This is a genomic window from Prosthecobacter sp. GW821-HT29F12 (genome assembly GCF_058803405.1).
Map to the genome: position 1 here is coordinate 1,290,984 of NZ_CM179517.1, position 22,522 is coordinate 1,313,505.

Consider the following 22,522-nt stretch of genomic DNA (forward strand, 5'->3'; position numbering starts at 1 on the left):
AGGAATCTCAGCGGGTGGGTTTGGCGGGAAGCTTTTGAATGGCGGTGGCGCTTTTGTTTTCATCGGCTGCGACGAGTGCGAGCGTCTCGCGGATGACGTCTGCATCGACTGCGATGGCGAGGTGCGAGAAATTGCGGGTGCCGGGACTGACGCGCTGAATGATCATGCCCACGAGTTTGGGACGGCCGCTGGTGCCTGCGATGAAGACGGGGGCGCCGCTGTCGCCGGGGTAGACGTCTGAGTCGATTAAAAAACGGCCATGGGCCTGAGGTTTGCCCACGGGATAAGAGGCGATCCTGCCGCTGCGCAGAACGGGGAAGGCGCCGTCGGTGCCGGGAAGGACCTCGGGATAACCGAGGAAGGAGACCTCCATGCCGGAGTGAAGTGATGTGCCATCGTGGGAGAGCGATTTTTCGTTGAGGCAGGATGATATGTCGGCACGTCCGGCGATCTCGGGGGGGAAGTGCAAGGCGAAGGCGGCGAGATCATAGCGCGGGTGGCGGACGTAGAAGGGCTCTTTGCCAGCCCGAGCCGGAGGGGAGAATGCGAGAAGGGACACCTGGGCCTCGCCTTTTGCGTCTGGCATGCGAAAGCCGATGATCAGGGGGCCTTTGCCCATCGTTTTCAGCACGTGGACGGAGGTGAAGACGACGGGCACCTTTCCGCCTGGGGCGCTGGGATCGCGTCGAGTGATGACAAAGCCTGTGGCGGCGCCTTTCAGCGTGGCGAGAGGGTAGGTGGACCACATCATTTTTTCGCTGCCATTCATACGACCGGCGCAGGCGGACCCTCCGAAGCAAAGGACGAGCGCCAGCAGCAGGGCGTGGAGAGGGTGTGTGGTCATGGCGGACGGTGTGAGCGGCGTTGCAGTCAAGGGGGGGGCCCGAACTGAAGGCGTGGGTGAAACTGGAGGAGGAGCGATAGAGCATGGCCGAGCTGTGCAGCAATTGCCGGATGTCCCTGATGCAGCTCAGTAAACGGCTGAGATGCGGGAGGGGCTCTTTCCCATGGCGGTTTTGCAGGGGGGATGTTTACGATCAGGCACAGGTTCCATGTGACACGAACCGCGGAATGACAGATCCCAATCCTGAAACCAGGTCATGAAAACAACGGCTATTATCATCGCGATCCTCAGCCTTGCGGCACTGACGTGCTGCCACAAGAAGCCCAAGGACACCAGGCTGCCGGAGCCCGAGGTGAGGAAGGAGAAAGCAGCGCATGAAACTTCTGCGCCGCCGCCAGGAGCAACGGCTCCCACCGGCACATGATCCGCCCGGCATTCACCAAACCGCGGGCAGCCGCACGCACGTAATAACATTAGAGTTCACCGCCATGAAAACGAAAACCACAGCCACAGACGCAACGACTGAAGCCCCCGCCAAGCCCCTGCCACGGAAACTGGGAGCGAACCACAGCGAGACCGCCAAACGGCCGCGCAAGCATGACAACAACTTCAAGCAGTCCAAAGACCTGCGCGAAGACCGCGGCGTCCGCCAGTTGAAGGCGAGCCCGAAATCCCAGTCTGCGCGCGGCGGACGGTGAAGTGCATTCCTAACATTTCATGCCATGAATGCCTCTGAAACACCCCATCCTGCCGAGCTCTGCCTGCACCGTACACTGGAGCGTGCGGAAGACTATGTGCGGCGTGAGCCGACCAAGGCGGTGGGAGCCGCCCTTGGAGTGGGTTTGGTGCTGACCTTGCTGCCGGCGCGCAGCATGGTGAGGCCCATCGCCGCACTGGGTGCTGCGATGGTGTCTCCCACGCTGCTGGGGCTGGGCCTGATCAAGGCGTTTGAACTCTGCTGTCAAACCACACCCGCCAAAGTAGAAACAGCGTCTGTGGATTCGCCCTAAACACCTCCAATACCATGCCACGCAGCATCCGACTCACGCGCCTCTTTACGATGGCGGACCAACTGGCCAACCAGCTGCAGGGCCTGCAGTTCGCGGGCCTGCAATCTCCTGAAGCCGTGTGGCGTCCGGATGTCAATGTGTACGCCCATGAAGACCACCTGGAAGTCTGTGTGGATCTGGCGGGAGTGGCCAAGCAGGAGATCAAGGTGGAGGTGGAGCCACGGCGTCTCGTGGTGCGGGGCCAGCGCCAGGCACCGGACAACGGCTGTGATGCCTCCTCCTGCTGCCGCATCCTCGTCATGGAGATCCCGGACGGCAGCTTTGAGCGCGTGCTGGAATTTCCCATGGCGGTGGACACCGAGCGTGTGGTTGCCAGACAGGACAACGGCTGGCTGTGGATCACACTTCCCCTGCAAGCGGAGGACGCATCATGATGGAAGATCTCTCATTGAAAACGGCGGAGGCGATCACTGAACCGGTGAGCGCGGGTGCCTCCGCAACGGCCGGAGAACCGGCAACGCCGGTGGCGGGCGCGGTCGAGGTGCTGCCGATCCTGCCGCTCAGAGACACGGTGCTTTTTCCAGACACGATCATGCCACTGACCATCGGGCGTGCCTCCAGCCTGCAGTTGCTGGAACAAAGCCTGCCGCAGAGCAAGCTGCTGGGGCTGGTGCTGCAAAAGGACAAGGAGAGTGACAGTCCCGGCATGGACCAGCTCTATGAGCACGGGGTCATCGGCCGCGTGATCCGCATGATCCGCCAGGACGGCGGCGTGGTCATTCTGGTGCGTGGCGAACAGCGCATGCGCATCAAGCAGGTGACGCAGCAGGAGCCTTTCATGAAGGCGGAGGTGGAGACGCTGGCCAGCGTGATGCCTGACAAGGGAGATGATCTGGCCGAGGCGGCCGTGCGCAATCTCCGCGAGTCTGCCGGGAAGCTGCTCAGCCTGCGGCCGGAGATCTCGGACGAAGTCAAAGGCTTGTTCGCCACCATCGACAACGCCAGCACGCTGACGGACATCCTGGCGGCCAATCTGAGCATTGAGACGGAGGCCAAGCAGAAGCTGCTGGAGGAAACTCACGTGGCCCGCCGGGTGGCGGCGCTGGAGGTCCACCTCAACAACCAGCTCCACATCGCCGATCTGCAGAGCAAGCTGCGCGAGAACGTGAGCAGTGAATTTTCCGACGCCCAGAAGCGCGCGTATCTGCGCGAGCAGCTGCGCGCCATTCAAAAAGAGCTGGGCGAGGATGGCAGCGGTGAAGAGCAGGTGGAGGACATCCGCCAGCGACTGGACAAGGCCGGACTGACTGAGAAGGCGAAGGTGCAGGCCGACCGCGAACTCAAGCGGCTGGAGGTCATTCCGCCGCAAAGCCCGGACCATTCCGTGATCGTCAACTATCTTGAAACGATGGCTGAGCTGCCGTGGAACGTGCTCAGCGATGAGAAGGTGGATTTGCACAAAGCGCAGGAGATTCTGGACCGCGACCACTACGGACTGCTGAAGGTGAAGAAGCGCCTGATCGAGTACCTCGCGGTGCGCAAACTCAACCCTGCAGGCCGCGGACCGATCCTGTGTTTCCTCGGGCCTCCGGGCGTCGGCAAAACAAGTCTGGGCCAGTCCATTGCGGAAGCGCTGGGGCGCAAGTTTGCGCGCATCAGCCTTGGCGGCCTGCGGGATGAGACGGAGATTCGCGGACATCGCCGCACGTACATCGGCTCCATGCCGGGGAGGTTGATTCAGGAGCTCAAGCGGCTGGGCACGCGGAATCCCGTGCTGATGCTGGATGAGATCGACAAGCTCGGCGCGGACTTCCGGGGAGATCCCGCCAGCGCGCTGCTGGAGGTGCTGGACCCGCGCCAGAACCAGGAGTTCACGGACCGCTACATCGATGTGCCGTTTGATCTTTCGCAGATCATCTTCATCGCCACGTGCAACACGCTGGACACGATTCCCGCACCGTTGCGCGACCGCATGGAGATCGTGGAACTCTCCGGCTACACGGAGCGTGAGAAGCTCAGCATCGCGAAGAACTACCTCGTCAAACGCCAGCTCTCCGAGCACGGCCTGACGGAGGATCAATGCACCTGGAGCGACGAAGCGCTGGAGCGCGTGATCGAAGACTACACGCGTGAAGCCGGTGTGCGAAATCTGGAACGCCAGATTGCGTCCGTGACGCGGCACATCGCAGCCAGCGTTGCCAAAGAGGAGATCACCCAGGCCAAGGTCACACCCGGCATCGTGCGTGAGGCACTGGGCCCTGCGGCGTTTGTGCGCGAGAGCAAGCTGCAAACCAGCGTGCCCGGCGTGGTCACCGGCCTCGCCTACACCACGGCGGGTGGCGAGGTGCTGCACATCGAAGCGATTCGCTTCCCTGGCAAAGGCGGGTTCACGCTCACCGGGCAGCTTGGCGATGTGATGAAGGAGTCCGTCCGTGCCGCGCTCAGCCTCGTGCGCAGCCGGGCTGCACAGCTCGGCATTGATCCCGAGAGCTTCGACAAAAACGAAGTGCATGTGCATGTGCCGGCCGGTGCCGTGCCGAAGGACGGGCCGTCTGCGGGCATCGCCATGTTCACCGCGCTGGCCTCGTTGTTTTCCAACCGCTCCGTGAGCAAGGACGTGGGCATGACGGGAGAAGTCACCCTGCGCGGCCTGGTGCTGCCCATCGGCGGCTTGAAAGAAAAGTCCATCGCCGCGCTGCGTGCCGGGCTCAAGACGATCATCATTCCCAAGCTCAATGAGAAGGACGTGCCTGATCTGCCTGAGGAGGTGCGCCAGCGCCTGAAGATCCTGCCGGTGGAAACCGTGGACGAAGTGCTGGCGGCCGCACTGGAGCCCGCCGCAGAAAAGCATGAGTCATGAAAGCGATGCGCCTCGAATCCAACGGCGGACCTCTGGTCTGCCGCGAGGTGGACCGGCCTGCACCCGCTTTTGGACAAGTCCTCGTGAAAGTCACCGCGTGCGCCGTCTGCCGCACGGATCTCCATGTGCTGGACGGTGAGCTGCCGAATCCCAAACTGCCGCTGATTCCCGGGCATGAGATCGTCGGCATCATCGAAGAGATGGGGGAAGGGGTGACGGGATTTCAGAAGGGGCAGCGTGTGGGGATTCCCTGGCTGGGCTGGACCTGTGGTGTCTGTGCCTACTGCTGCAGCGGCCGCGAAAATCTTTGTGATGCCGCCAAGTTCACCGGCTACACCCTGGATGGCGGCTATGCCGAACACACCGTGGCGGATGCACGCTACTGCTTCCCGCTGCCTGGAGATGAGAGCGATGTCTCCATGGCCCCGCTGCTCTGCGCGGGGCTCATTGGTTATCGATCGCTGATGAAGACCGGCACCGCGCGGCGGGTGGGCCTCTATGGCTTTGGAGCCGCGGCGCACATCGTCATTCAAGTTGCGCGTCATCAAGGACGTGAAGTTTATGCCTTCACCCGGGCAGGGGACGAGGCTGCGCAGAAGTTTGCCCGCAGTCTCGGCGCCGTGTGGGCCGGTGCCTCCGATGAGCGCCCGCCGGAGCTGCTGGATGCCGCCATCATCTTTGCGCCCGTGGGTGCGCTGGTGCCTGGGGCTCTGCGGTCTCTGGTCAAAGGCGGCACGGTGGTCTGCGGAGGGATTCACATGAGCGACATTCCCTCCTTCCCCTATGCGGATCTCTGGCAGGAGCGCAGCATCTGCTCCGTGGCCAATCTCACGCGCCGTGATGGCGAAGAGTTTCTGCCGCTCGCGGGAAGCATCCCGGTGCGGGTGGAGACACGGAGCTTTCCGCTGGAAGCCGCGAACGAAGCGCTGGCCATGCTGCGCGCGGGCCAGCTCAGCGGAGCCGCCGTGCTGGTGCCCTGACATTTTTTTCTCTCATGATCTCCGCCACCACCCAACGCCTGCTGGATTTTCTGTCAGACACGGAGTCCTACCCGCACCGACCACCGCAGGTGACGCTGCTGCAGACGCATGCGTCCTGGGTCTTCATCGCGCCGCCCTTCGTGTACAAAATCAAGAAGCCGGTGAGCCTGGGCTTCCTTGACTTCTCGACGCTGGAGCTGCGGCATGCCGACTGCAAGCACGAGCTGGCGCTCAACCGCCGCCTTGCGGATGACATCTATCTGGGGATCGAACCCATCTGCGAGCACGAGGGCCACCTGCACTTCGGCGGTTACGGCGAAATCGTCGAGTGGGCGGTGAAGATGCGGCAGATGGACCCGCGCTACTTTTTGCTGCAGCTGATGCAGACCGAAGAGGTGGGCACGCGGGAGATGGACCGCATCGTGGAGAAGCTGCACCGCTTCTACGTCTCCCAGCCTCCGCTGCCGGCCGGAGAGGTCAGCACGGCGAACGAGCACCTGCGCCAGGGCACGGAGGACAACTTCAAGGCTGCCGCACGATTCGTGGGCCAGAGCCTTTCGCAGCATGCGCTGGATGCCATCGCCCATTACACGCGCAAGTTCTTCACGCGGCAGAGCGCGCTGCTTGAATCACGCCTGCATGACGGCTGGATCCGCGACTGCCATGGCGATCTGCATCTCGATCACATCCACCTCTCTCCCGAGGCGGTGCGGATCTACGACTGCATCGAGTTCAACACCGACTTCCGCTGCATTGACGTGGCCTGCGACATCGCGTTTCTCGCCATGGATCTCGATTTCAATGGTCGCCCCGATCTGGCGCGGTACATCGTCGAACGCTTCGCGGTGCTGCTGGATGACCACGGCATCCGTGCGCTGATGGATTTCTACAAATGCTACCGCGCCTGCGTGCGTGGCAAGGTGGAGAGCCTGCATGCCCATGCGGAGACTGTAGCGGAGGCGGAGAAGCAGTCGAGCCTGCAACTTGCGCGCCGCTACTTCCAGCTGGCACTGCAATACGCCGTGGCAGGTTCCAGACCCTGCGTCTTCGTTTTCATGGGCAAGGTGGCCTCGGGCAAGTCAGCACTCGCCGCAGCGCTGGGGCAGGAGACAGGGTGGCCGGTGCATTCTTCAGACCGTCTGCGCAAGACCCTGGCAGGCACGCCATTGAATCATCGCGGCAGCGCGGAAGAGCGCGCGGCGCTGTATGCCCCCGCGATGACGCAGAAGACTTATGAACGGCTGTTTGAGCAGGCGCTGGCCACGCTGCGGGAAGGGCGCTGCGTCATTCTCGATGCCACGTTCTCGAAGGTGGAACAGCGCGATGCGCTCAAGCAGGTGACTGCCGCTGAAGGATGCGACGTGAGATGGATCGAAGCCCACGCCAACGAAGCGGTGGTGTGTGAACGACTGAAGGAGCGTGAGCAGGATGAGGAGGTGGTGTCTGATGCGCGCCTCGAAGACTACAAGCGATTGAGCGCCGGTTATCAGCGGCCGGATGAGCTGCGGGAGGAGGAGAAGATTTCCATTCTTGCAGATGGCAAACTCGATCAGGTGTTCAGCGAGCTGTTGAAGGAACTGGTGGTGTGGTAGAAGCTGGCACACTCAGCCTCGCGGCCACGGACGATGCGGCGGCCTTGGAGCGGGCCGAAGGTGGAGGTGATGACGGTGCACTGGCGTTCGGTGCCATCTCCATCATAGAAGAGGACGACCCAGTCGCGGGTCTTGCCGAGATCATGGGCGTGGGCGGAATTGGAAAAAAGGGCGGTGTAGTGACGCGGGCCGCGCATGGTGTGCATCACGGGCAGCCAGGCTTCGCCGGTGGGATTGAAGCGTTTCGGGGCGATGAGCCTGATCTTTCCCGCGCGGGCGTCCTCCCGGTACTGGCGGTCCACATCCAGAATCTCCGCAATGGAGGGATCGGCGGAGAGCGGATGGAATGAACGTGGCTTCGGCAGGCGGCCCAGACGCTGCGCGAGTGTGTCGCGGATGCCGGCGAGCCGCTTCATGCCGATGCCTGCGAGTTTTTCCAAACGTCCGTCATGCGCGGCGGCCTCCAGCTCCTGCAGTGTTTCAATGCCCAGCTCCTCATGCAGCTTCCAGGCGGTGTTTTTGCCAATGCCGGGCACGGAGGCCAGCTGCGCGATGGGATCGCTCTCTCCGCGCAGGCGTTCAAGCATGCCCGACTTGCCGTGCAGCACGATGTCCCGGATGACATGCGCGATGGTGTCGCCCACGCCGGGAATCTTTTCCAGGCCCTCCAGTCCTTCACGAGCGAGCACATCTGCGACGGGCTCCTGCAGCGTGCGGAGGGCGCCCGCCGCATGCACATAGGCCTGCACGCGGAAGCGGTTGGCGCCTTGTTCGGCAAGGATGCGGGAGACCTCTTCGAGGCTGGCGGCGATCTGCTGGTTCTGTGTCATGTGGTGCTTCCAAGAATACGTCTCTGCACGGCTTTGCGGAGCTCTTCCGCGAGGAACATGCCGCTGCGGCAGGCCTCCTCAACGGTGAGATGGTGGACTTTCATCGGGAACTCGGCGCGTGATGCGGTGAAAGCGGGGCAAGGTGCTCAACGAGGAGGTTCGTGGCCCGCCTTCTCCAGGAACTCCCGTGCGCGCACCGCGCGTGCCAGGACGATCTCGACGGCCTCGTTTCCTGATCCCTGAAGCTCCAGCACGAGGGGGCCGAAGAATTGATTGCGGCGCAGATCTTGAATGACCCAGGGCCAGTCGATGGTGCCTTCGCCGGGCGGCAGGTGAGCATCCCAGTCGCCGCGATTGTCATTGATGTGCACCAGTTTGAGATGGCCTGAGAGCTTCTGGATCACCAGGCCCATTTCGCGAGCCAGATGCGCGTGCCCGGTGTCCAGGCAGGTGCCCACATTGCAGGTGCTGATTTCTCCGAGGAGATACATCATGTCGCGCACATGACCGCAGAGCAAATGGGCCAGCATGTTTTCCAGCAGGAGCTGCACGCCCAGCTCACAGCAGCGTGCAGCGATGATATTGAGAGACTCCGCTGCATGGTGCATGTGCTGGATGAAGTCTGCCTCCGGAGGGCGGCCTTCGCGCTCGGGGCCGGGATGAAGGACGACGTAGGTGCAGCCCAGCAGCGCAGCGGCTTCAGAGGCGCGAAGCAGTTCATGCACAGCGGCATCCCGCACGGGCTTGCTGAAGGATGTGATGTCGATGCGCTCGGCGAAGGGGGCGTGAAAGGAGACCGGATGCAGGCCCAGCTCGCGCATTCGTTCTCCGGCACGACGGACTTCATCCACATTGTGAAAGTCGAGATGACGGGGCGACGAGCAGACCTCGATCTCGCGAAATCCGGCATCGTGCACGGGTTTCAAAACATCGAAGATGCTGCGCTGGTAGAAACAGCCGGTGGAGAGTGCGATGGGCCAGTCAATCATGGCGTGAGTTTGGTGAGGAGCTGCTGCCGTGTGGGTTCCAGATCGCAACTGCCCTGAGCGGGAGGAAAGCAGAAGCCTTTCTCGCGAGTGGAGGTGCAGTTGAGATCGACAAGACGATCAAGGCCGGTCAGGTGCAGGCAGGCAAAGAGCCGTGTGTAGAAGTCCGCGCGGGTGCCCGCCTCGTAGTCGCTCCAGTCGATGCCCCAGCCATGGGATGGATTTTCAAACTTGGACCGGATCAAGCCGGCGATGTGGCGTGGGTGCCAGCCCTGGGCCAGCAGGCAGCGTGTGACCAGCTGCATGCCCGCCGGTTTTAGCAGCAGGTCATTGGGAAACTCCAGCAGGTGGCGCACGCAATGCGGCAGGACAGCGAGGGGTGTCTTGTCGTAGGTCTCATGCCAGCGCTCCTTCGGATCATGCTGGGTGGAGTAGTAGAACTCATGAAAGCGGCGCAGGCGGGAGGCGAGATAGTGCTCCAGCAGGTGGTGAGTGCCCTCCTCCTGCAGCGGCATGCGCACGCAGGCGCGCTGCGCCAGATCCAGCATGTCCTCCTCCACCTGGCGGACTTTGATGGCCTGACGGTAATCCATTTCATGCAGCGGGATGGAGCGGATGGCGGGGAGTTCGTCTTCCAATCTGAGCCTGCTGGCGATGCCCGTCATCCAGGGCTTGCGGTAATTGGTGAAAGGCATGCGAATGGTGCGCGTGTGCAGCGGGTCGCCGTATTCGGAGATGTCGATGGAGATCATTTCACGCTGCGCCGTGGCGCAAGGCCCGACGTGAACGGCGGTGATTTCGACGGGAAGTGCGGACAAGGAGGCGGCCTTCTCCTTGATCCTGTGAGCCACAAATTCGACGAGCAGGGCGATGGCTGCAAAGCTGGCCTGATCCGCCGGGCCAATGCCGCCGCTGAGAATGGGCGGAACGCGCTCCATGCAGGGAGCGATGAGTTCGGGCGCAGGGCAAAGGGCGGTGATGCGAGCGGCAATGTCCGAGCTCCGCCGGATGCGCCACACAAAATGGTGGCCCTGGCCGGTGATGAGATGCAGGGGCTGAATGCCCCATTCGAGCAGGAGTGACTCGATCACGCGCACGACGGGTTCCTGGAGTTCAAAGCAGCGCCAGGGATCCACAAAGGCCTCGGCAGGAGAATCGAAATTCACATACTCCACATCGAGATGGAACAGATGCGACTCTGAGTCTGCCACGGAGCGCGCGATGTCCATGTCGCGCTCCAAGAACCAATCGAGCTCCGCAGGCGGGTGCAGCTCCCGCCGGTCATACGGGCAGCCATCGGTATGAGTCAGAAACACCGCGGTGGCGTGGTCGAGGGAGTCGCCTCCTAAAAACTCGACCAACCTCTGCCGAACGGCGGGATCTGAAACGAAGAGGTTCATGGTGAGGAGTTCGCTGAAACGAAAGCATACTAGCCCCCGCAGGGGGATGATCTACCCATCAAGTGTCATGATTGAACTCTCTTTTGGCCCGGGATGTGTTGCTTAAGAAAGTCGAATAGCTCAATTTAACCCTGCGGGTTTCAGTTTGCTGCGACAAAGAAAGGTCATGAAGAAAGCAACTCATGCGCAGCAAAGACAACGCTTTCGCGCTCCACTGTGCGTGTTGCCGTATCACCTGCGGCACCCGTGACCGAGAAGCTTTGGGCATGGAATTCAAACCCTTTCATGGAGACACAACAATGCGCTGGTTCAAACGACTGATCATGGCCCTGCTGATGCTGGCACTCATCGGGGGCGGCGGCTACTGGTGGCGTGCACATTCGAAGGCAGCAGCGGAGCCAGTGCTGAAGACTTCGCCGGTGAAACGTGGGACGCTGGTCGCAATGATCAGCGCGACTGGCACAGTGGAGCCGGAGGAAGTGGTGGATGTGGGGGCGCAGGTGGCGGGGCAGATCATCAACTTCGGCAAGGATGCCAAGGGCGAAGAGGTTGACTACGGTTCGCCCGTCGAAGCCGGCACGGTGCTGGCCCAGATTGACGATGCACTCTACAGCGATGCCGTTGCACAGGCGCAGGCCAATCTGGACAGCGCGGAGGCCAATGTGTTGCAGATGGAGGCCAAGCTCACCGCGGCGCAGCGGGACTGGGACCGCGTGCGGAAATTTCCTTCCGGCGAGTCTGTCGCGGCGACGGTGTATGATCAATACCTTGCCACGCTCGACACCGCCAAAGCCAGCCTCGCGGCCGCGCAGGCAGCAGTCGCGCAGATGAAGGCCGCGCTGCATGCGGCGCAGCGCAATCTTGCCTACTGCACGATCAAGGCGCCTGTCAAAGGCGTGGTCATTGACCGCCGGGTGAACATCGGCCAGACGGTGGTGTCGAGTTTGAGCGCGCCAAGTTTGTTTCTCCTGGCGAAGGATCTGCGGCGCATCCAGGTCTGGGTCTCGGTGAACGAGGCGGACATCGGTCACATCGTGGTGGGCAGCCCGGCGACCTTTTCCGTCGATGCCTTTCCGGGGCAGGAATTCCACGGCACCGTGGGAAAGGTTCGCCTGAACGCAACGATGACGCAAAACGTGGTGACTTACACGGTCGAGGTGAACACCGACAATCCCGACGGCAGGCTGCTGCCCTATCTCACGGCCAACGTGAAGTTTGAAGTGGGACGGCGCAATGATGTGCTCATGGTGCCAAACGTGGCGCTGCGCTGGTGGCCGGAGGCGGGCCTTGTTTCCCCTGATGCGCGCAGCGCGGCCCATGCCGCCCGCAAGGCGGGCAATGAAAGCGAGGCCCAGCAGCAGGGGACGCTTTGGATTGCAGACGGCAAATTTGTAAAGCCGTTGGAGATCAGCGCGGGACTCACAGACGGCACCATGACGGAAGTCTCCGGTGCCGAACTGAAGGAAGGGATGGAAGTGGTCGTTGGCCAGCAAACGCGCGAGGCCGCCAGCGCTGCGGCTGCAGCGGGCGCGAGCCCGTTCACACCCCGCATGGGGCGCAAATAAGGAAGCAACCCCGCGCCACCGCCATGGAACTGCTCGAAATGAACAACGTCTGCAAGACCTACCATCTGGGTGAGGTGGATCTGCCCGTCTTGAAGGGTGTGACGTTGAAGATTGCGCGTGGGGAGCTTGTCGCGCTGATGGGGGCCAGCGGCTCGGGCAAAAGCACGCTGATGAACCTACTTGGCTGCCTCGACCGGCCGACGAGCGGGGAATATTGGTTTGATGGCAAGGATGTGTCCAAGTTTTCCATCAACGAACGCGCACGCCTGCGCAGCCAGCGCATCGGCTTTGTGTTTCAGACTTTCAATCTCCTCGCGCGCACCTCCGCCATCGAGAACGTGATGATGCCGCTGACGTATGCGCGTGAAAATCTCACCGACCGCGAGATGCGCGAGCGTGCGGCGGCGCTGCTGGAAAAGGTAGGACTGAAGGACCGCATGGATCATCAGCCCTCGCAGCTCTCCGGCGGCCAGCAGCAGCGTGTGGCCATCGCACGTTCGCTGGTCAACCGGCCGCAGGTGCTGCTCGCCGACGAGCCGACGGGCAATCTCGATTCACGCACCAGCGAGGACATCCTGACGATGTTTCAGCAGCTCAACCGCACCGAAGGGATCACGATCATCCTGGTCACGCATGATCCAACCGTGGCGGGTCACGCGCAGCGCACCATTCGCATCCGCGATGGATTGATCGCCGGGGATGAGGGCACAGGAGGAGGCTTGCCATGAGACATTATCAGATCATCAGAACCGCGCTGAGAGCCCTGCGCCGCAATGTCATGCGGGCTTCGCTCACCACGCTCGGCATCGTCATTGGCGTGGCGGCGGTGATTGCGATGATGGAGATCGGCAACGGTTCCACGATCGCCATCGGGCGGACCATCGCCAGCATGGGGGCCAACAACCTGCTGGTACAGCCCGGCACGGCCGCGAGTGGCGGCGTGAGTTTTGGAGCCGGTACCGTGATGACGCTCACGCCCGAGGATGCCGAGGCCATCGCGCGTGAATGTCCCGCCGTGGGCAGCGTCGCACCGGCGGTGCGCGCACGCACGCAGGTCGTCCATGGCAATCGGAACTGGGTGCCCATGTTCATCTATGGCACCACGCCCGCCTATCTTGATGTTCGCGACTGGACGATGATGAGCGAAGGGGAAGCCTTCACGGATCGTGATGTGCGCAACGCCAACAAAGTCTGCCTCGTGGGCCAGACGGTGGTGCGCGAGCTTTTCGGCGGTGCCTCGCCGATCGGGCAGGAGATCCGCCTGCAGAACGTTGCCTTCAAGATCGTCGGCGTGCTCCCCTTCAAAGGCGCCAACATGATGGGCATGGATCAGGACGACGTGGTGCTCGCGCCGTGGACCACCATCAAATACCGCGTCGTCGGCTCCTCGGCCTCGGTGGGGAATCAGAGCGCGGCTGCCAGCGTCGGCTCGGTCAACACGCTCAAGCAGCTTTATCCCAGCTCCGCTCTCAGCCTTTATCCTCTGCCTTCCGCCACCGAACAAGCCGACCGGCCGGAGCCGGTGCGCTTCACCAACGTGGATCAAATCATCGCCGCCGCGCGTACAGCGGCGGAGATTCCCGCAGCCATCCAGCAGATCCGCGCCGTGCTGCACGAGCGCCATCATCTGCGCGCGGACGAGGCCGATGATTTCAACGTCCACGACATGACGGAAGTGACCAAGGCGATGAGCTCCACGACCGTGCTGATGACGAAACTGCTGCTCGTTGTTGCCATGATCTCCCTCGTCGTCGGCGGTGTGGGGATCATGAACATCATGCTGGTCTCCGTCACGGAGCGCACGCGGGAGATCGGCCTGCGCATGGCGGTGGGCGCGGAGCCGTCAAGCATCCTGCAGCAGTTCATGGTGGAGGCCGTGGTGCTGTGCCTGCTCGGCGGCGCGGGCGGCATTCTTGTGGGCCGCGGCTGCTCCTATCTGGTGAATCTCCTGCTGCACTGGCCCACCGCGACATCGGTGGGGGCCATCATCGCCTCCGTGGTCGTGTCCGCCGCCGTCGGCATCGTGTTTGGTTACTACCCTGCATGGAAGGCCTCACGCTTCGATCCGATCGACGCCCTGCGCTACGAATGAGCGCACAGCAACAAGATGAAAGTATTCGCCAGTGTCAACGCGTAACCAAAGGCAGCCTGGGTGCTGGACCAGTTTCGTGCCCCCTGATCTCCCGTTTGCACATCCAGATAACACCAACTGAAAAGCTTCTAAACCATGAAGACCTTCCTTCTTTATCCTACTTTGATTCTCGCGCTTTTCAGCATCGGGTCCGTGAGGGCCGACCTGCCCGCCCCCACGCTTCAGCCTGCATTGCGCGCAGTGGATTTGCAGATCGGTGAGTCAGCGGATGTGAAGTTTGCTGATGGCAGCACGGCACGCGTCAAGCTCCTTGAAATCGATGAAAAGACTGACTCGATGTCCCATGCCGTGCGCGAAGCCAAGGTGAAGGTGGATGTGAACGGTGTGCAGGCCTGGCTCACCAGTGCGAATTACCAGCTGCCGCAGAATCTTGGCGGCGTGCAGATCGACTGCCCGATCACTCGCGGTTACAATGCCAACAGTGGCGAAGACTCATGGGGGCTGGAGAAAGACGCGCGGCTGCGCCTCTGGCCTGCCGGTTCGCCTTGGATCGAGGCGGGCACCTTTGTCTATCCGCTGAAGCAGCGCTGGTTTGCGACGATGACGCAGTTTTCAAACGAGCCAACGTATGTGGATGGCGGCGACAAGCCGGAGCGCAAAAAAATCTACTACCACAACGACCTCGATTTCGGTGGCTGTGAGGGATTGATCGAGGTGGTCGCGGCCACGGACGGACTGGTTGTGAGCGTGTCGGAAAAGACCCTGCCAGGCTACTCCCTCACGCCTGTGCGCCCTCGCTATGATGTCGTCTATCTGCTCGACGAGCGCGGCTGGTACTACCGCTACAGCCATCTGCACACGATTGATCCGGAGGTCCGCATGGGCTCCCGCGTGAAGATGGGGCAGCGCATCGGCGTTCTTGGCAAAGAAGGCGCCAGCGGCGGGTGGTCCCACCTTCATTTTGGCATCAAGAGCCGGCAGCCTTCCGGCAAGTGGGGAACGCAGGAGGCCTATGCCTTTGCTTGGGAGGCCTATGTCCATGAGCAGAAGCCTGCGGTCATCGCAGTGGCGCGGCCGCATCACTTCATCCGCGCTGGGGAAACTGTCACGCTCGATGCCTCGAAGTCCTGGGCGGCGGCGGGAAAAATCGCGAGTTATGAATGGACGTTCACGGACGGCACCAAGCAGAAAGGAGCCAGGCTGGAGCGCAGCTACACCCGGCCCGGCAGCTACAGCGAGATCTTGAAAGCCATCGATGAAGCCGGGCACACGAGCTACGACTTTGCCATCGTGCAGGTGATCGGCGCCGATGAGAAGAACCTCCCGCCAGCGATCCACCCGAGCTATTCACCCACTTCAAATCTCAAGCCCGGGGACAGCATCACGTTCAAAGTGCGCACCTTCCGCGATGAAGGCGGCGAGACGTGGGACTTTGGCGACGGCACGCCCACGGTGAAGGTGAAATCCGACGGCAACGCGAAGGCGCTGGCGAAGGATGGCTACGCGACCACGCAGCACAGCTTTGCCAAACCGGGCGACTACATTGTCAGCGTGGAGCACGTGAACAAGCGTGACGAACGCGCCGTTGCCCATTTGTGGGTGCATGTGGCCGAGTAGTTCATCATTCTGTTCTGTCTTCAAACCAACAGTCATGCGCCGCCACATTAACGAGCGAAACGCTTCCTGAGGTCTCAGCGGAATCAGCCAAAAACCAAGTGGTGGCTGGGTCACGGGAATGCCATGAACCTTTGTCATACACAGGATGCAGTCTGCCGTCAGAGCATGACATTCATCGAACAAGCCACATTCAGAATAGAGCAACAGAGGCGCTAGACGCATTTGGCTGATACCGGGTAGCATCTGACTTATGAGCAGTTTTCGACTCCGCCCCCGCTTTTCGCACGTGATCGACCTGGATGTGGAGGCTGCAGTTGAGCTGATCACCCATTATGCCCGCGAACATGCCGACCGCTGCCAGGTCAAAAGCTTTCCGGGCTTTGTGAGCCTGCATGTGGTGGAAAAGGACACGCATTACTGGTCGCCACGCCTCAGCCTGAGCCTGGAGCCCGAAGGTGAAGGGAAAACACGTGTGAGTGGAACCTATGGCCCAAACACCAACGTGTGGGCGGCCTTTCTCTACGGCTACATGCTGGTCGGCTCGGTCGGGCTGTTTTCAGGAATATTGGGGACATGTCAGTGCTGGCTTGGCATGCAGGCATGGGGGCTGTGGATTGCCACCCTCATGGTGCTGATCGCGGTGGGGATGTACCTCACGGCCCAGTTCGGCCAGAAGATCGGGGCACAGCAAACTTTCCAGCTGCACCAGATTTATGAGTCTGCAGTCGGGCAGAGCGTGTGGATCGGGTGAGGCAGTTTTTGTGCTGATGGGAGAAATCATTGCCTCCAGGCGGATCTCTGCTCCAAGGGGCAGTTTCTGGCACTCGCCTTCATTTGGAGCGAGTGGAAAAGTAAAAGCCCCGCCGAATGGCGGGGCTTTCTTGGGGGCTGAAGCTTTCTTCTGTTGGAGGCGTTAGTTTCCGCCGCGCAGCAAATAGAAAATGAGGAGGACGGGAAGGGGAATGCCGAGAAGCCAGAGAAGGGCATAGCCAATCTTGCCCTGCTGCATGTGCTGCCATTGATTGATCAGTGTGTTTTTCATAATAGAGGGGGTTAAGGATTTGTGGTTTGTTGGATCGCACCTGACATGTCTCGTGGTGCTAGAGCTCGTTTAAAATGCGCTCCACTTCTTCACGGGATTTTCCCAGCCGCTGCTGCAGGCGGCCGTAGAGTTCGTCTTCCTTGCCTTTTTCGTACATCACGTCGTCATCGGTCAACTGGCCAAACTTCTGCTTCAGCTTGCCCTTCATTTCGTTCCAGTTGCCCTTGATCTTGAGCTGGGCTGGAGAGTCGGTGGCCGCCTCGTGGACTTTTTCCCGGGTTTCTTCGCTGACTTTGGTGGATGAATGCTTTTCACAGGCCGCAATGCAGAGCGCCAGACACGGCAGGATGAGCATGGTTTTCAGGTTTGTTTTCATGGTGTGGTTTGGGTTTGGGTGAAATGGGGGACGGCGTTCATTTTTGAATGCTGCCCGGCCAGTGCATGGATGGCCTGAAGGACACCGGTTTAGATTGAGTGGGCCTTTGTCCTAACATCGCGCCTCGCCGCAGTGCCGGTTGCATGGATGAAGCCGTTGCATCCGCTGCTGGAAAAGTGGGCTCTTCCTGCCTGGCAGCACTTCAGCGACAGGTTGTCTGCTGATTGGCAGCTAAGGTCAGTGATTGTGATACATCCGCCCATGGCTTCGTGCCGATGGCATGCATGAAGGAAAGAGACACCCCTCCAAACTGATGCCTGATAAACACACACCCGATCCGCCCAAAGCCCCGGTCCGATCCTTGAAATCACTGACGGATGAGGTGGCTGGTGCCCTGCACCCGGATGACTCTGTGCAGACGGCAGGCATCCGCATGCGCGATCATGACACCAGCAAGTGGCCGGTTTCGCAGGACAGCAAGCTGGTGGGCATGATCAACAAAAAAAATCCCGACTGGGAAATGGGCGGCCACGGTCATGATCCCAAAGCCTGGAAAGTGGGCCAGATCATGAGCGATGACGTGGTCTTCTGCTATGAGGACGAAGAATGCGCGAGCGCTCAGCGACTCATGCAGGAGCATGGCCTGAGCTATCTGGCGGTCGTGGACCGGGAGATGCGCATCGTGGGCATCTTCAGCCGCGAAGAAATTCAAGCCCTGGCTCAGTCAGCCTCCCAGGAGAGTTCACCCGAAAAAGCCTGATCATGAGTGCAGACACTCTGCTACCGAACCGCATCAGAGCTTCCTCTCCCGGACTCGGGCAGGGAAGCCAGATTGAAATCGAGCAGCGTGCCGCGGAGCTGGCGCTGAGTGACGGACGTGAAAAAGTGACCGATGCAGATCTGGCCATGGCAGCGGCTGAGCTGGCAGGCGCAGGCACCACGATCGAAGTGACGGATGCGGGAGATGCGCTCCTTTCAGCGCCGGTCGCGGACAAGCAGGCACTGCAATCGGGGCACTTGGAAGTCACTTCATCGGCGGAAGAGAATGACAACAGCATCGCGGAACAGCTGATCGGCAGCGGGCTGGAAGAAGCAGACCACGACATCCGCGTGGCTGCTGAAGTGGAGAGAAAAAACAAGGAGAGGGCCTGATGCGCAGGATTCACTCCTGCGTTTATCAAAAGGGGAGAAGCCAACTGGCAAGGCCGAAGGGGGCCTCGGCTTCGATGATCTAGGCAACCCCACAACACTCCCATTCAGCCTCATGAATCACTTCACCTGCACCTGCGGCAACACGCTGTTTTTTGAGAACACCCTCTGCCTGAAGTGCGGCAGCATGGTGGGATATGATCTGGTGGACAATGCCATGAAGCCTTTGTCGCAAGGCCATGCACAGTGCCGCAACGGAGTCGATTTTGGCGTATGCAACTGGCTGGTTCCCGTGCCTGGGCCGGAATACTGCACGGCCTGCGCATTGAACCACATGGTGCCGGATCTGAGCGTGCCGGGAAACCAGGATTCGTGGCACAAGATGGAGACGGCCAAACGAAGGGCGGTTTACACTCTCGCTCGGCTGGGCATCACGCCTGCGGACCGGAAAATGCAGCCTGACGGTCTCGCTTTTGACTTTCTCACCCCGATTCCTACGCTGTGTGTGATGACTGGTCACAAGGACGGGGTCATCACTCTCAATCTCAATGAGGCGGATGATCTCTACCGCGAGCGTCAGCGGCACCACCTGGGGGAGCCGTACCGTACCCTCGTGGGACACTTCAGGCATGAACTTGGGCACTATTACTGGGACCGCTTTTTTTTAAAGAGTGGTGATGACGACTCCATGCTGGCCGAATTTCGCACGCTGTTTGGTGACGAGCGGGCCGACTATTCTCAGGCGCTGTCCCAGTATTACGCGAACGGACCCTCGGCCACGTGGTCCACGACTCACATCACCAGCTATGCCACGTCGCATCCGTGGGAGGACTGGGCGGAAACCTGGGCGCAGTATCTGCACATTGTGGATGGCGTGGAGACGGCGTCCGCGTTTGGCTGGGCGAGCAAGAGCGTGCCGATCCCATTCACGCCATTGCTGCCGGAGCAGGTGGTGGCTGATGCTCCGGATGCGGATGTCAGCTTTCTGAGCACGCTCAACGAATGGGCCAAGCTTTCGCCAGCACTGAATGAAATGGCCGCGAGCCTTGGACATGCCACGATGTATCCCTTTATATTCACGCCCCAGACGGCGCGGAAGATCCTGTTCATCCATCACGTGGTGAAAGTCGCCGCTAAAAACTGGGCCGGGCAGACGCAGGCCCCACCCGCAAAACCAGCGCCGCAGGCCGCTGTTCCGCCACCACCGGGGGCCGCTCCAGTGCCGACTCCTATAACGGGTGCGGCAGCGGCGTGAGCCTCAGCGTGCATCACGCACCATTCCGGCCCTCGCTGGACTTTCGGCGCTTGAGCAGCGCCATCACAGCGGCTTCTTCCGGACGCAGTTTGGCGGCTGCTTTGTGCATGCCTTGATCAGCAGGCGCATCGATGACCTGCCCGGCCATGTATCCATCCAGAATGGCGGGATGAATGTAGCAGCGGCGGCAGACGGCCGCAGTGTTTCCCAGTCTTTCCGCCACCATCTCGATGGCATGCACCACCTGCTTTTTCGCTTCGCTGAGCGAATGAAACTTTTCACACTGGCTCAGTGCCACGGCGGCGTGGACGGTTCCTGCCCAGGTGCGGAAGTCCTTGGCGGAAAACTCATCGCCTGCAATGTCCCGCAGGTAGGCGTTCACATCGTCTGATGTCACGGCATGCACGGCTCCTGCTTCATCCAGATATTCAAAAAGCTGCTGTCCTGGTAGTTCCTGACATCGGCGCACCAGTTTGGCAAGCCGTGGATCCTTCACGCCGATCTGGTGCTGCCTGCCGCTCTTTCCTTTGAATGAAAAGGTGATCTGCGTGCCATTCACCCTGGCATGGCGGTTGTGCAGTGTGGTCAGTCCGTAGCTGCCGTTCTGCTGGGCATACTCGTCGTTGCCCACGCGTATCAGCGTGGTTTCCAGCAGGCGCACGATCGTGCCCATCACCTTCTCCCGGCTCAGGTCCTTGCGGCGCAGATCAGCCGCCACGCGCTGGCGGATGCGCGGCAGCACGGCGCCAAAGGCCGGCACGCGCTCGTATTTGCTGGCGTCACGCACGGCACGCCAGCGTGCATGATAGCGGTATTGTTTTCTCCTTCGCGCATCGCGGCCCGTGGCCTGAATGTGACCGTTCTCAGCGGGGCAGATCCACACCTCAGTCCATGCGGGTGGAATGGCAAGGGCGCGGATGCGCTGCAGCGTGGGCTTGTCACGCAGGCGCGCTCCACCCGGCAGATGATAAACAAAGGTGGCACCCTGCCGGCGGCGCGTGATGCCCGGCCCCTCGTCCAGCACGTAGCGCAGACCCGCATGGCCGGCAGCCACATGCGCCGTGGGTTTCGCGGCGCTGATGGCACTCGCTTTCATGCGAACGTTTCCAGCTCAAATTCTTCCCATGAGGGCAAGGATCAGCAGGATGACGAGCACGAGGCCGAGGCCGAGGCCGCCGCTCGGCGCATAGCCCCAGCTGGTGCTGTAGGGCCAGGTGGGCAGTGCACCGAGGATCAGAAGGATGAGGATGACCAGTAGCAGAGTGTTCATGCTGCTGTTTCGCAGCGGCGGCACTGCGTGGCTGTAGCATGCTTCTCACTCATGCCACACGGCTGAGAGCGGGCATTTGGGTGAACCCTGATGTTTTACTCAGGGGTCAGGCTTCACCTGACAGGATGGACGGGGTCGGCTCGGGTTGTGAGGCGGGATGAAGTTTTGTATCTCATCTCACCATGAAAACATTCACCACCACATCCTTCACCGAGTCGCCTTCCCACAACGAAATCGACACCCAGCAGCCACCTGACGAAGAACTCATGGCTGCCATCCAGCAGCGTGACGCGGGCGCGTTGGAAATTCTCATGCAGCGCTACCATCGTCTGCTCAAGAGCACCATCATGCGCACCGTCAATGACGACGCCGCTGCAGAAGACGTCTTGCAGGAGTGTTTCTTTGAACTGTGGCGCCAGGTGGATCATTACTCGGCTGCCAAAGGCCGCCCCCTGGCATGGCTGATGACTCTGGGCAAACGCCGCGCCATCGACCATCTGCGCCGCTCCATGGCCTACTGCCGTGCCAAGGATCGCATGGAGGAGTCCATCCAGAAGACAGAGACCTTCACCCAGGACTCTGCCGCAGACTGCGAACAGGCGGACATGGGCCGCGTGCTCAATGAGCATCTGTCCCTGCTGCCACAAGCGCAGAAGCAGGTGATCGAGCTGGCCTTCCTGCAGGGCATGAGCCAGCGCGAAGTGGCGGAGGCCACGCACACACCCCTGGGCACCGTGAAAACGCGCATGGAGCTCGGCTTGAAAAAGCTGCGCCAGACCTTCCGCACCCGCAGCTCCATCCATACCCTCCAGGCGGCTTAATATGCAGTTCTTCTCAAAAGGCGTGCGTCTGCAAAGACGTCACGCCTTTTTTGTCGCATCCGTATGGTGTCATTGCCGCGATCTTCTGGCATGACCCAGAGGCTGCGAGTGATGACCTACAATGCGCATAGCTGCGTGGGAACGGATGGCGAGCTCAGCCATGCACGGATTGCGGAAGTCATCGCCGTGCATGATCCCGACATCGTCGCCATTCAGGAACTGGATCTCTCACGCATGCGCAGCGGCCGCCTGGATCAGGCGGGGGCCATTGCGGAGCAGTTGAAGATGAGGTTTCATTTCCATCCGGCTCTGCGCGTGAAGGAAGAAATGTACGGAGATGCCATCCTGAGCAAATGGCCGCTGAAGCTCCGCCATGCCGGAGAGCTGCCCACGGTGAAAGCCATGCTCGCCTTTGAGCCGCGCGGCGCCCTGTGGGTCACCGCAGAGTGCGGGGACCTGGAGGTACAGATCATCAATACCCATCTCGGGCTGAGCAGTCGCGAGAGGGCCGCGCAGATGGAGGCCCTTCTCGGCCCCGAATGGCTCGGGCACCCGGAGTGCCAGCAGCGGTTGATCTTTTGCGGAGACTTGAACACGCCGCCCCTTTCTTCCGTCTATCGTCGCTTTGCCGCAGCGCTGGGGGATGCCTCACTGCAGGTCAAGACAACGCGCCGCGCCACCTTTCCATCGCGCTTACCATTCATGCGTCTGGATTATCTTTTCATCAGTCCAGACGTCCGCGTGCTGGATGTGAACGTCCCCCGCACAGCGCTGACTCGGCTGGCGTCAGATCACCTGCCGGTGATCGCTGATCTGGAGCTGAATTAAGCTGG

Annotated in this window: 25 protein-coding genes; 17 read left to right on the forward strand and 8 right to left on the reverse strand. The window is 61.2% G+C overall.

What is annotated here, in order from left to right; genetic code table 11:
* Nucleotides 1-7: 7 nt before the first annotated feature.
* The gene (locus AC3RLQ_RS05400; RefSeq protein ID WP_493035057.1) at nucleotides 8-844 is read right to left on the reverse strand and encodes a trypsin-like peptidase domain-containing protein; all 837 of its coding nucleotides are present in this window, start codon (nucleotides 842-844) and stop codon (nucleotides 8-10) included.
* A gap of 256 nt (nucleotides 845-1,100) precedes the next feature.
* On the opposite strand from AC3RLQ_RS05400, the gene AC3RLQ_RS05405 reads away from it, so the two are divergent.
* From AC3RLQ_RS05405 to AC3RLQ_RS05435, 7 genes are all read left to right on the forward strand, one after another.
* Nucleotides 1,101-1,268, forward strand: a complete 168-nt coding sequence (locus AC3RLQ_RS05405) for a hypothetical protein (protein ID WP_493035059.1) — start codon at nucleotides 1,101-1,103, stop codon at nucleotides 1,266-1,268.
* A gap of 64 nt (nucleotides 1,269-1,332) precedes the next feature.
* Nucleotides 1,333-1,542: a hypothetical protein gene (locus AC3RLQ_RS05410; protein ID WP_422315999.1), complete on the forward strand. Its 210-nt coding sequence runs from the start codon at nucleotides 1,333-1,335 to the stop codon at nucleotides 1,540-1,542.
* 24 nt (nucleotides 1,543-1,566) lie between these two features.
* The gene (locus AC3RLQ_RS05415) at nucleotides 1,567-1,854 is read left to right on the forward strand and encodes a hypothetical protein (protein WP_493035062.1); all 288 of its coding nucleotides are present in this window, start codon (nucleotides 1,567-1,569) and stop codon (nucleotides 1,852-1,854) included.
* A 14-nt stretch (nucleotides 1,855-1,868) separates the two neighbouring features.
* Nucleotides 1,869-2,288, forward strand: a complete 420-nt coding sequence (locus AC3RLQ_RS05420; RefSeq protein WP_493035064.1) for an Hsp20/alpha crystallin family protein — start codon at nucleotides 1,869-1,871, stop codon at nucleotides 2,286-2,288.
* Nucleotides 2,285-4,714: an endopeptidase La gene (gene lon, locus AC3RLQ_RS05425; protein ID WP_493035066.1), complete on the forward strand. Its 2,430-nt coding sequence runs from the start codon at nucleotides 2,285-2,287 to the stop codon at nucleotides 4,712-4,714. Before AC3RLQ_RS05420 ends, lon begins: the two co-directional genes overlap by 4 nt.
* A complete protein-coding gene (locus tag AC3RLQ_RS05430; protein WP_493035068.1) occupies nucleotides 4,711-5,694 on the forward strand; it encodes a zinc-dependent alcohol dehydrogenase family protein in 984 nt (327 codons plus the stop codon). The genes lon and AC3RLQ_RS05430 overlap by 4 nt, the downstream gene beginning before the upstream one ends.
* A 14-nt stretch (nucleotides 5,695-5,708) precedes the next feature.
* The gene (locus AC3RLQ_RS05435) at nucleotides 5,709-7,286 is read left to right on the forward strand and encodes a bifunctional aminoglycoside phosphotransferase/ATP-binding protein (RefSeq protein WP_493035070.1); all 1,578 of its coding nucleotides are present in this window, start codon (nucleotides 5,709-5,711) and stop codon (nucleotides 7,284-7,286) included.
* Here the strand turns inward: AC3RLQ_RS05435 and AC3RLQ_RS05440 are convergent.
* The 3 genes from AC3RLQ_RS05440 to AC3RLQ_RS05450 form a co-directional block, all read right to left on the reverse strand.
* Complete coding sequence (locus AC3RLQ_RS05440; RefSeq protein WP_493035072.1) at nucleotides 7,244-8,116, reverse strand: helix-hairpin-helix domain-containing protein; 873 nt, start codon at nucleotides 8,114-8,116, stop codon at nucleotides 7,244-7,246. The genes AC3RLQ_RS05435 and AC3RLQ_RS05440 overlap by 43 nt on opposite strands.
* A 146-nt stretch (nucleotides 8,117-8,262) precedes the next feature.
* Nucleotides 8,263-9,105 (reverse strand): sugar phosphate isomerase/epimerase family protein, encoded by an 843-nt coding sequence (locus AC3RLQ_RS05445; RefSeq protein WP_493035074.1) that lies wholly within the window; start codon nucleotides 9,103-9,105, stop codon nucleotides 8,263-8,265.
* Nucleotides 9,102-10,502 (reverse strand): hypothetical protein, encoded by a 1,401-nt coding sequence (locus AC3RLQ_RS05450; protein WP_493035076.1) that lies wholly within the window; start codon nucleotides 10,500-10,502, stop codon nucleotides 9,102-9,104. The genes AC3RLQ_RS05445 and AC3RLQ_RS05450 overlap by 4 nt, the downstream gene beginning before the upstream one ends.
* A gap of 266 nt (nucleotides 10,503-10,768) precedes the next feature.
* Between AC3RLQ_RS05450 and AC3RLQ_RS05455 the strand changes: the two genes are divergently transcribed.
* From AC3RLQ_RS05455 to AC3RLQ_RS05475, 5 genes are all read left to right on the forward strand, one after another.
* On the forward strand, nucleotides 10,769-12,067 hold the full coding sequence (locus tag AC3RLQ_RS05455; protein ID WP_493035077.1) for an efflux RND transporter periplasmic adaptor subunit: 1,299 nt from the start codon (nucleotides 10,769-10,771) through the stop codon (nucleotides 12,065-12,067).
* 23 nt (nucleotides 12,068-12,090) lie between these two features.
* A complete protein-coding gene (locus AC3RLQ_RS05460; RefSeq protein ID WP_493035079.1) occupies nucleotides 12,091-12,795 on the forward strand; it encodes an ABC transporter ATP-binding protein in 705 nt (234 codons plus the stop codon).
* A complete protein-coding gene (locus tag AC3RLQ_RS05465; RefSeq protein ID WP_493035081.1) occupies nucleotides 12,792-14,159 on the forward strand; it encodes an ABC transporter permease in 1,368 nt (455 codons plus the stop codon). Before AC3RLQ_RS05460 ends, AC3RLQ_RS05465 begins: the two co-directional genes overlap by 4 nt.
* A 135-nt stretch (nucleotides 14,160-14,294) precedes the next feature.
* A complete protein-coding gene (locus AC3RLQ_RS05470) occupies nucleotides 14,295-15,776 on the forward strand; it encodes a PKD domain-containing protein (protein ID WP_493035083.1) in 1,482 nt (493 codons plus the stop codon).
* Nucleotides 15,777-16,026: 250 nt separating this feature from the next.
* On the forward strand, nucleotides 16,027-16,527 hold the full coding sequence (locus AC3RLQ_RS05475; RefSeq protein ID WP_493035085.1) for a hypothetical protein: 501 nt from the start codon (nucleotides 16,027-16,029) through the stop codon (nucleotides 16,525-16,527).
* A 162-nt stretch (nucleotides 16,528-16,689) separates the two neighbouring features.
* On the opposite strand, the gene AC3RLQ_RS05480 is transcribed toward AC3RLQ_RS05475, so the two are convergent.
* Nucleotides 16,690-16,818 carry a hypothetical protein gene (locus tag AC3RLQ_RS05480; protein ID WP_493035087.1) on the reverse strand — a complete coding sequence of 43 codons (129 nt, stop codon included), beginning with the start codon at nucleotides 16,816-16,818 and terminating at the stop codon, nucleotides 16,690-16,692.
* 58 nt (nucleotides 16,819-16,876) lie between these two features.
* Complete coding sequence (locus tag AC3RLQ_RS05485; RefSeq protein WP_493038824.1) at nucleotides 16,877-17,047, reverse strand: CsbD family protein; 171 nt, start codon at nucleotides 17,045-17,047, stop codon at nucleotides 16,877-16,879.
* Nucleotides 17,048-17,507: 460 nt separating this feature from the next.
* Between AC3RLQ_RS05485 and AC3RLQ_RS05490 the strand changes: the two genes are divergently transcribed.
* The 3 genes from AC3RLQ_RS05490 to AC3RLQ_RS05500 all read left to right on the forward strand — a co-directional run bounded on the left by AC3RLQ_RS05490 (nucleotide 17,508) and on the right by AC3RLQ_RS05500 (nucleotide 19,598).
* A complete protein-coding gene (locus tag AC3RLQ_RS05490; protein WP_493035089.1) occupies nucleotides 17,508-17,954 on the forward strand; it encodes a CBS domain-containing protein in 447 nt (148 codons plus the stop codon).
* Between the two features lie 2 nt (nucleotides 17,955-17,956).
* Nucleotides 17,957-18,346, forward strand: coding sequence for a hypothetical protein (locus AC3RLQ_RS05495; RefSeq protein ID WP_493035090.1), 390 nt, complete (start codon nucleotides 17,957-17,959; stop codon nucleotides 18,344-18,346).
* Nucleotides 18,347-18,458: 112 nt separating this feature from the next.
* Nucleotides 18,459-19,598 carry a zinc-binding metallopeptidase family protein gene (locus AC3RLQ_RS05500; RefSeq protein ID WP_493035091.1) on the forward strand — a complete coding sequence of 380 codons (1,140 nt, stop codon included), beginning with the start codon at nucleotides 18,459-18,461 and terminating at the stop codon, nucleotides 19,596-19,598.
* Between the two features lie 13 nt (nucleotides 19,599-19,611).
* Here AC3RLQ_RS05500 and AC3RLQ_RS05505 read toward each other — a convergent pair whose 3' ends face one another.
* Nucleotides 19,612-20,694, reverse strand: a complete 1,083-nt coding sequence (locus tag AC3RLQ_RS05505) for a DNA topoisomerase IB (protein WP_493035094.1) — start codon at nucleotides 20,692-20,694, stop codon at nucleotides 19,612-19,614.
* A gap of 15 nt (nucleotides 20,695-20,709) precedes the next feature.
* Nucleotides 20,710-20,868, reverse strand: coding sequence for a DUF3309 family protein (locus AC3RLQ_RS05510; protein ID WP_493035096.1), 159 nt, complete (start codon nucleotides 20,866-20,868; stop codon nucleotides 20,710-20,712).
* A gap of 182 nt (nucleotides 20,869-21,050) precedes the next feature.
* Between AC3RLQ_RS05510 and AC3RLQ_RS05515 the strand changes: the two genes are divergently transcribed.
* Nucleotides 21,051-21,689 (forward strand): sigma-70 family RNA polymerase sigma factor, encoded by a 639-nt coding sequence (locus AC3RLQ_RS05515; RefSeq protein WP_493035099.1) that lies wholly within the window; start codon nucleotides 21,051-21,053, stop codon nucleotides 21,687-21,689.
* Nucleotides 21,690-21,779: 90 nt separating this feature from the next.
* Complete coding sequence (locus tag AC3RLQ_RS05520) at nucleotides 21,780-22,517, forward strand: endonuclease/exonuclease/phosphatase family protein (protein WP_493035102.1); 738 nt, start codon at nucleotides 21,780-21,782, stop codon at nucleotides 22,515-22,517.
* Nucleotides 22,518-22,522 lie beyond the last annotated feature (5 nt).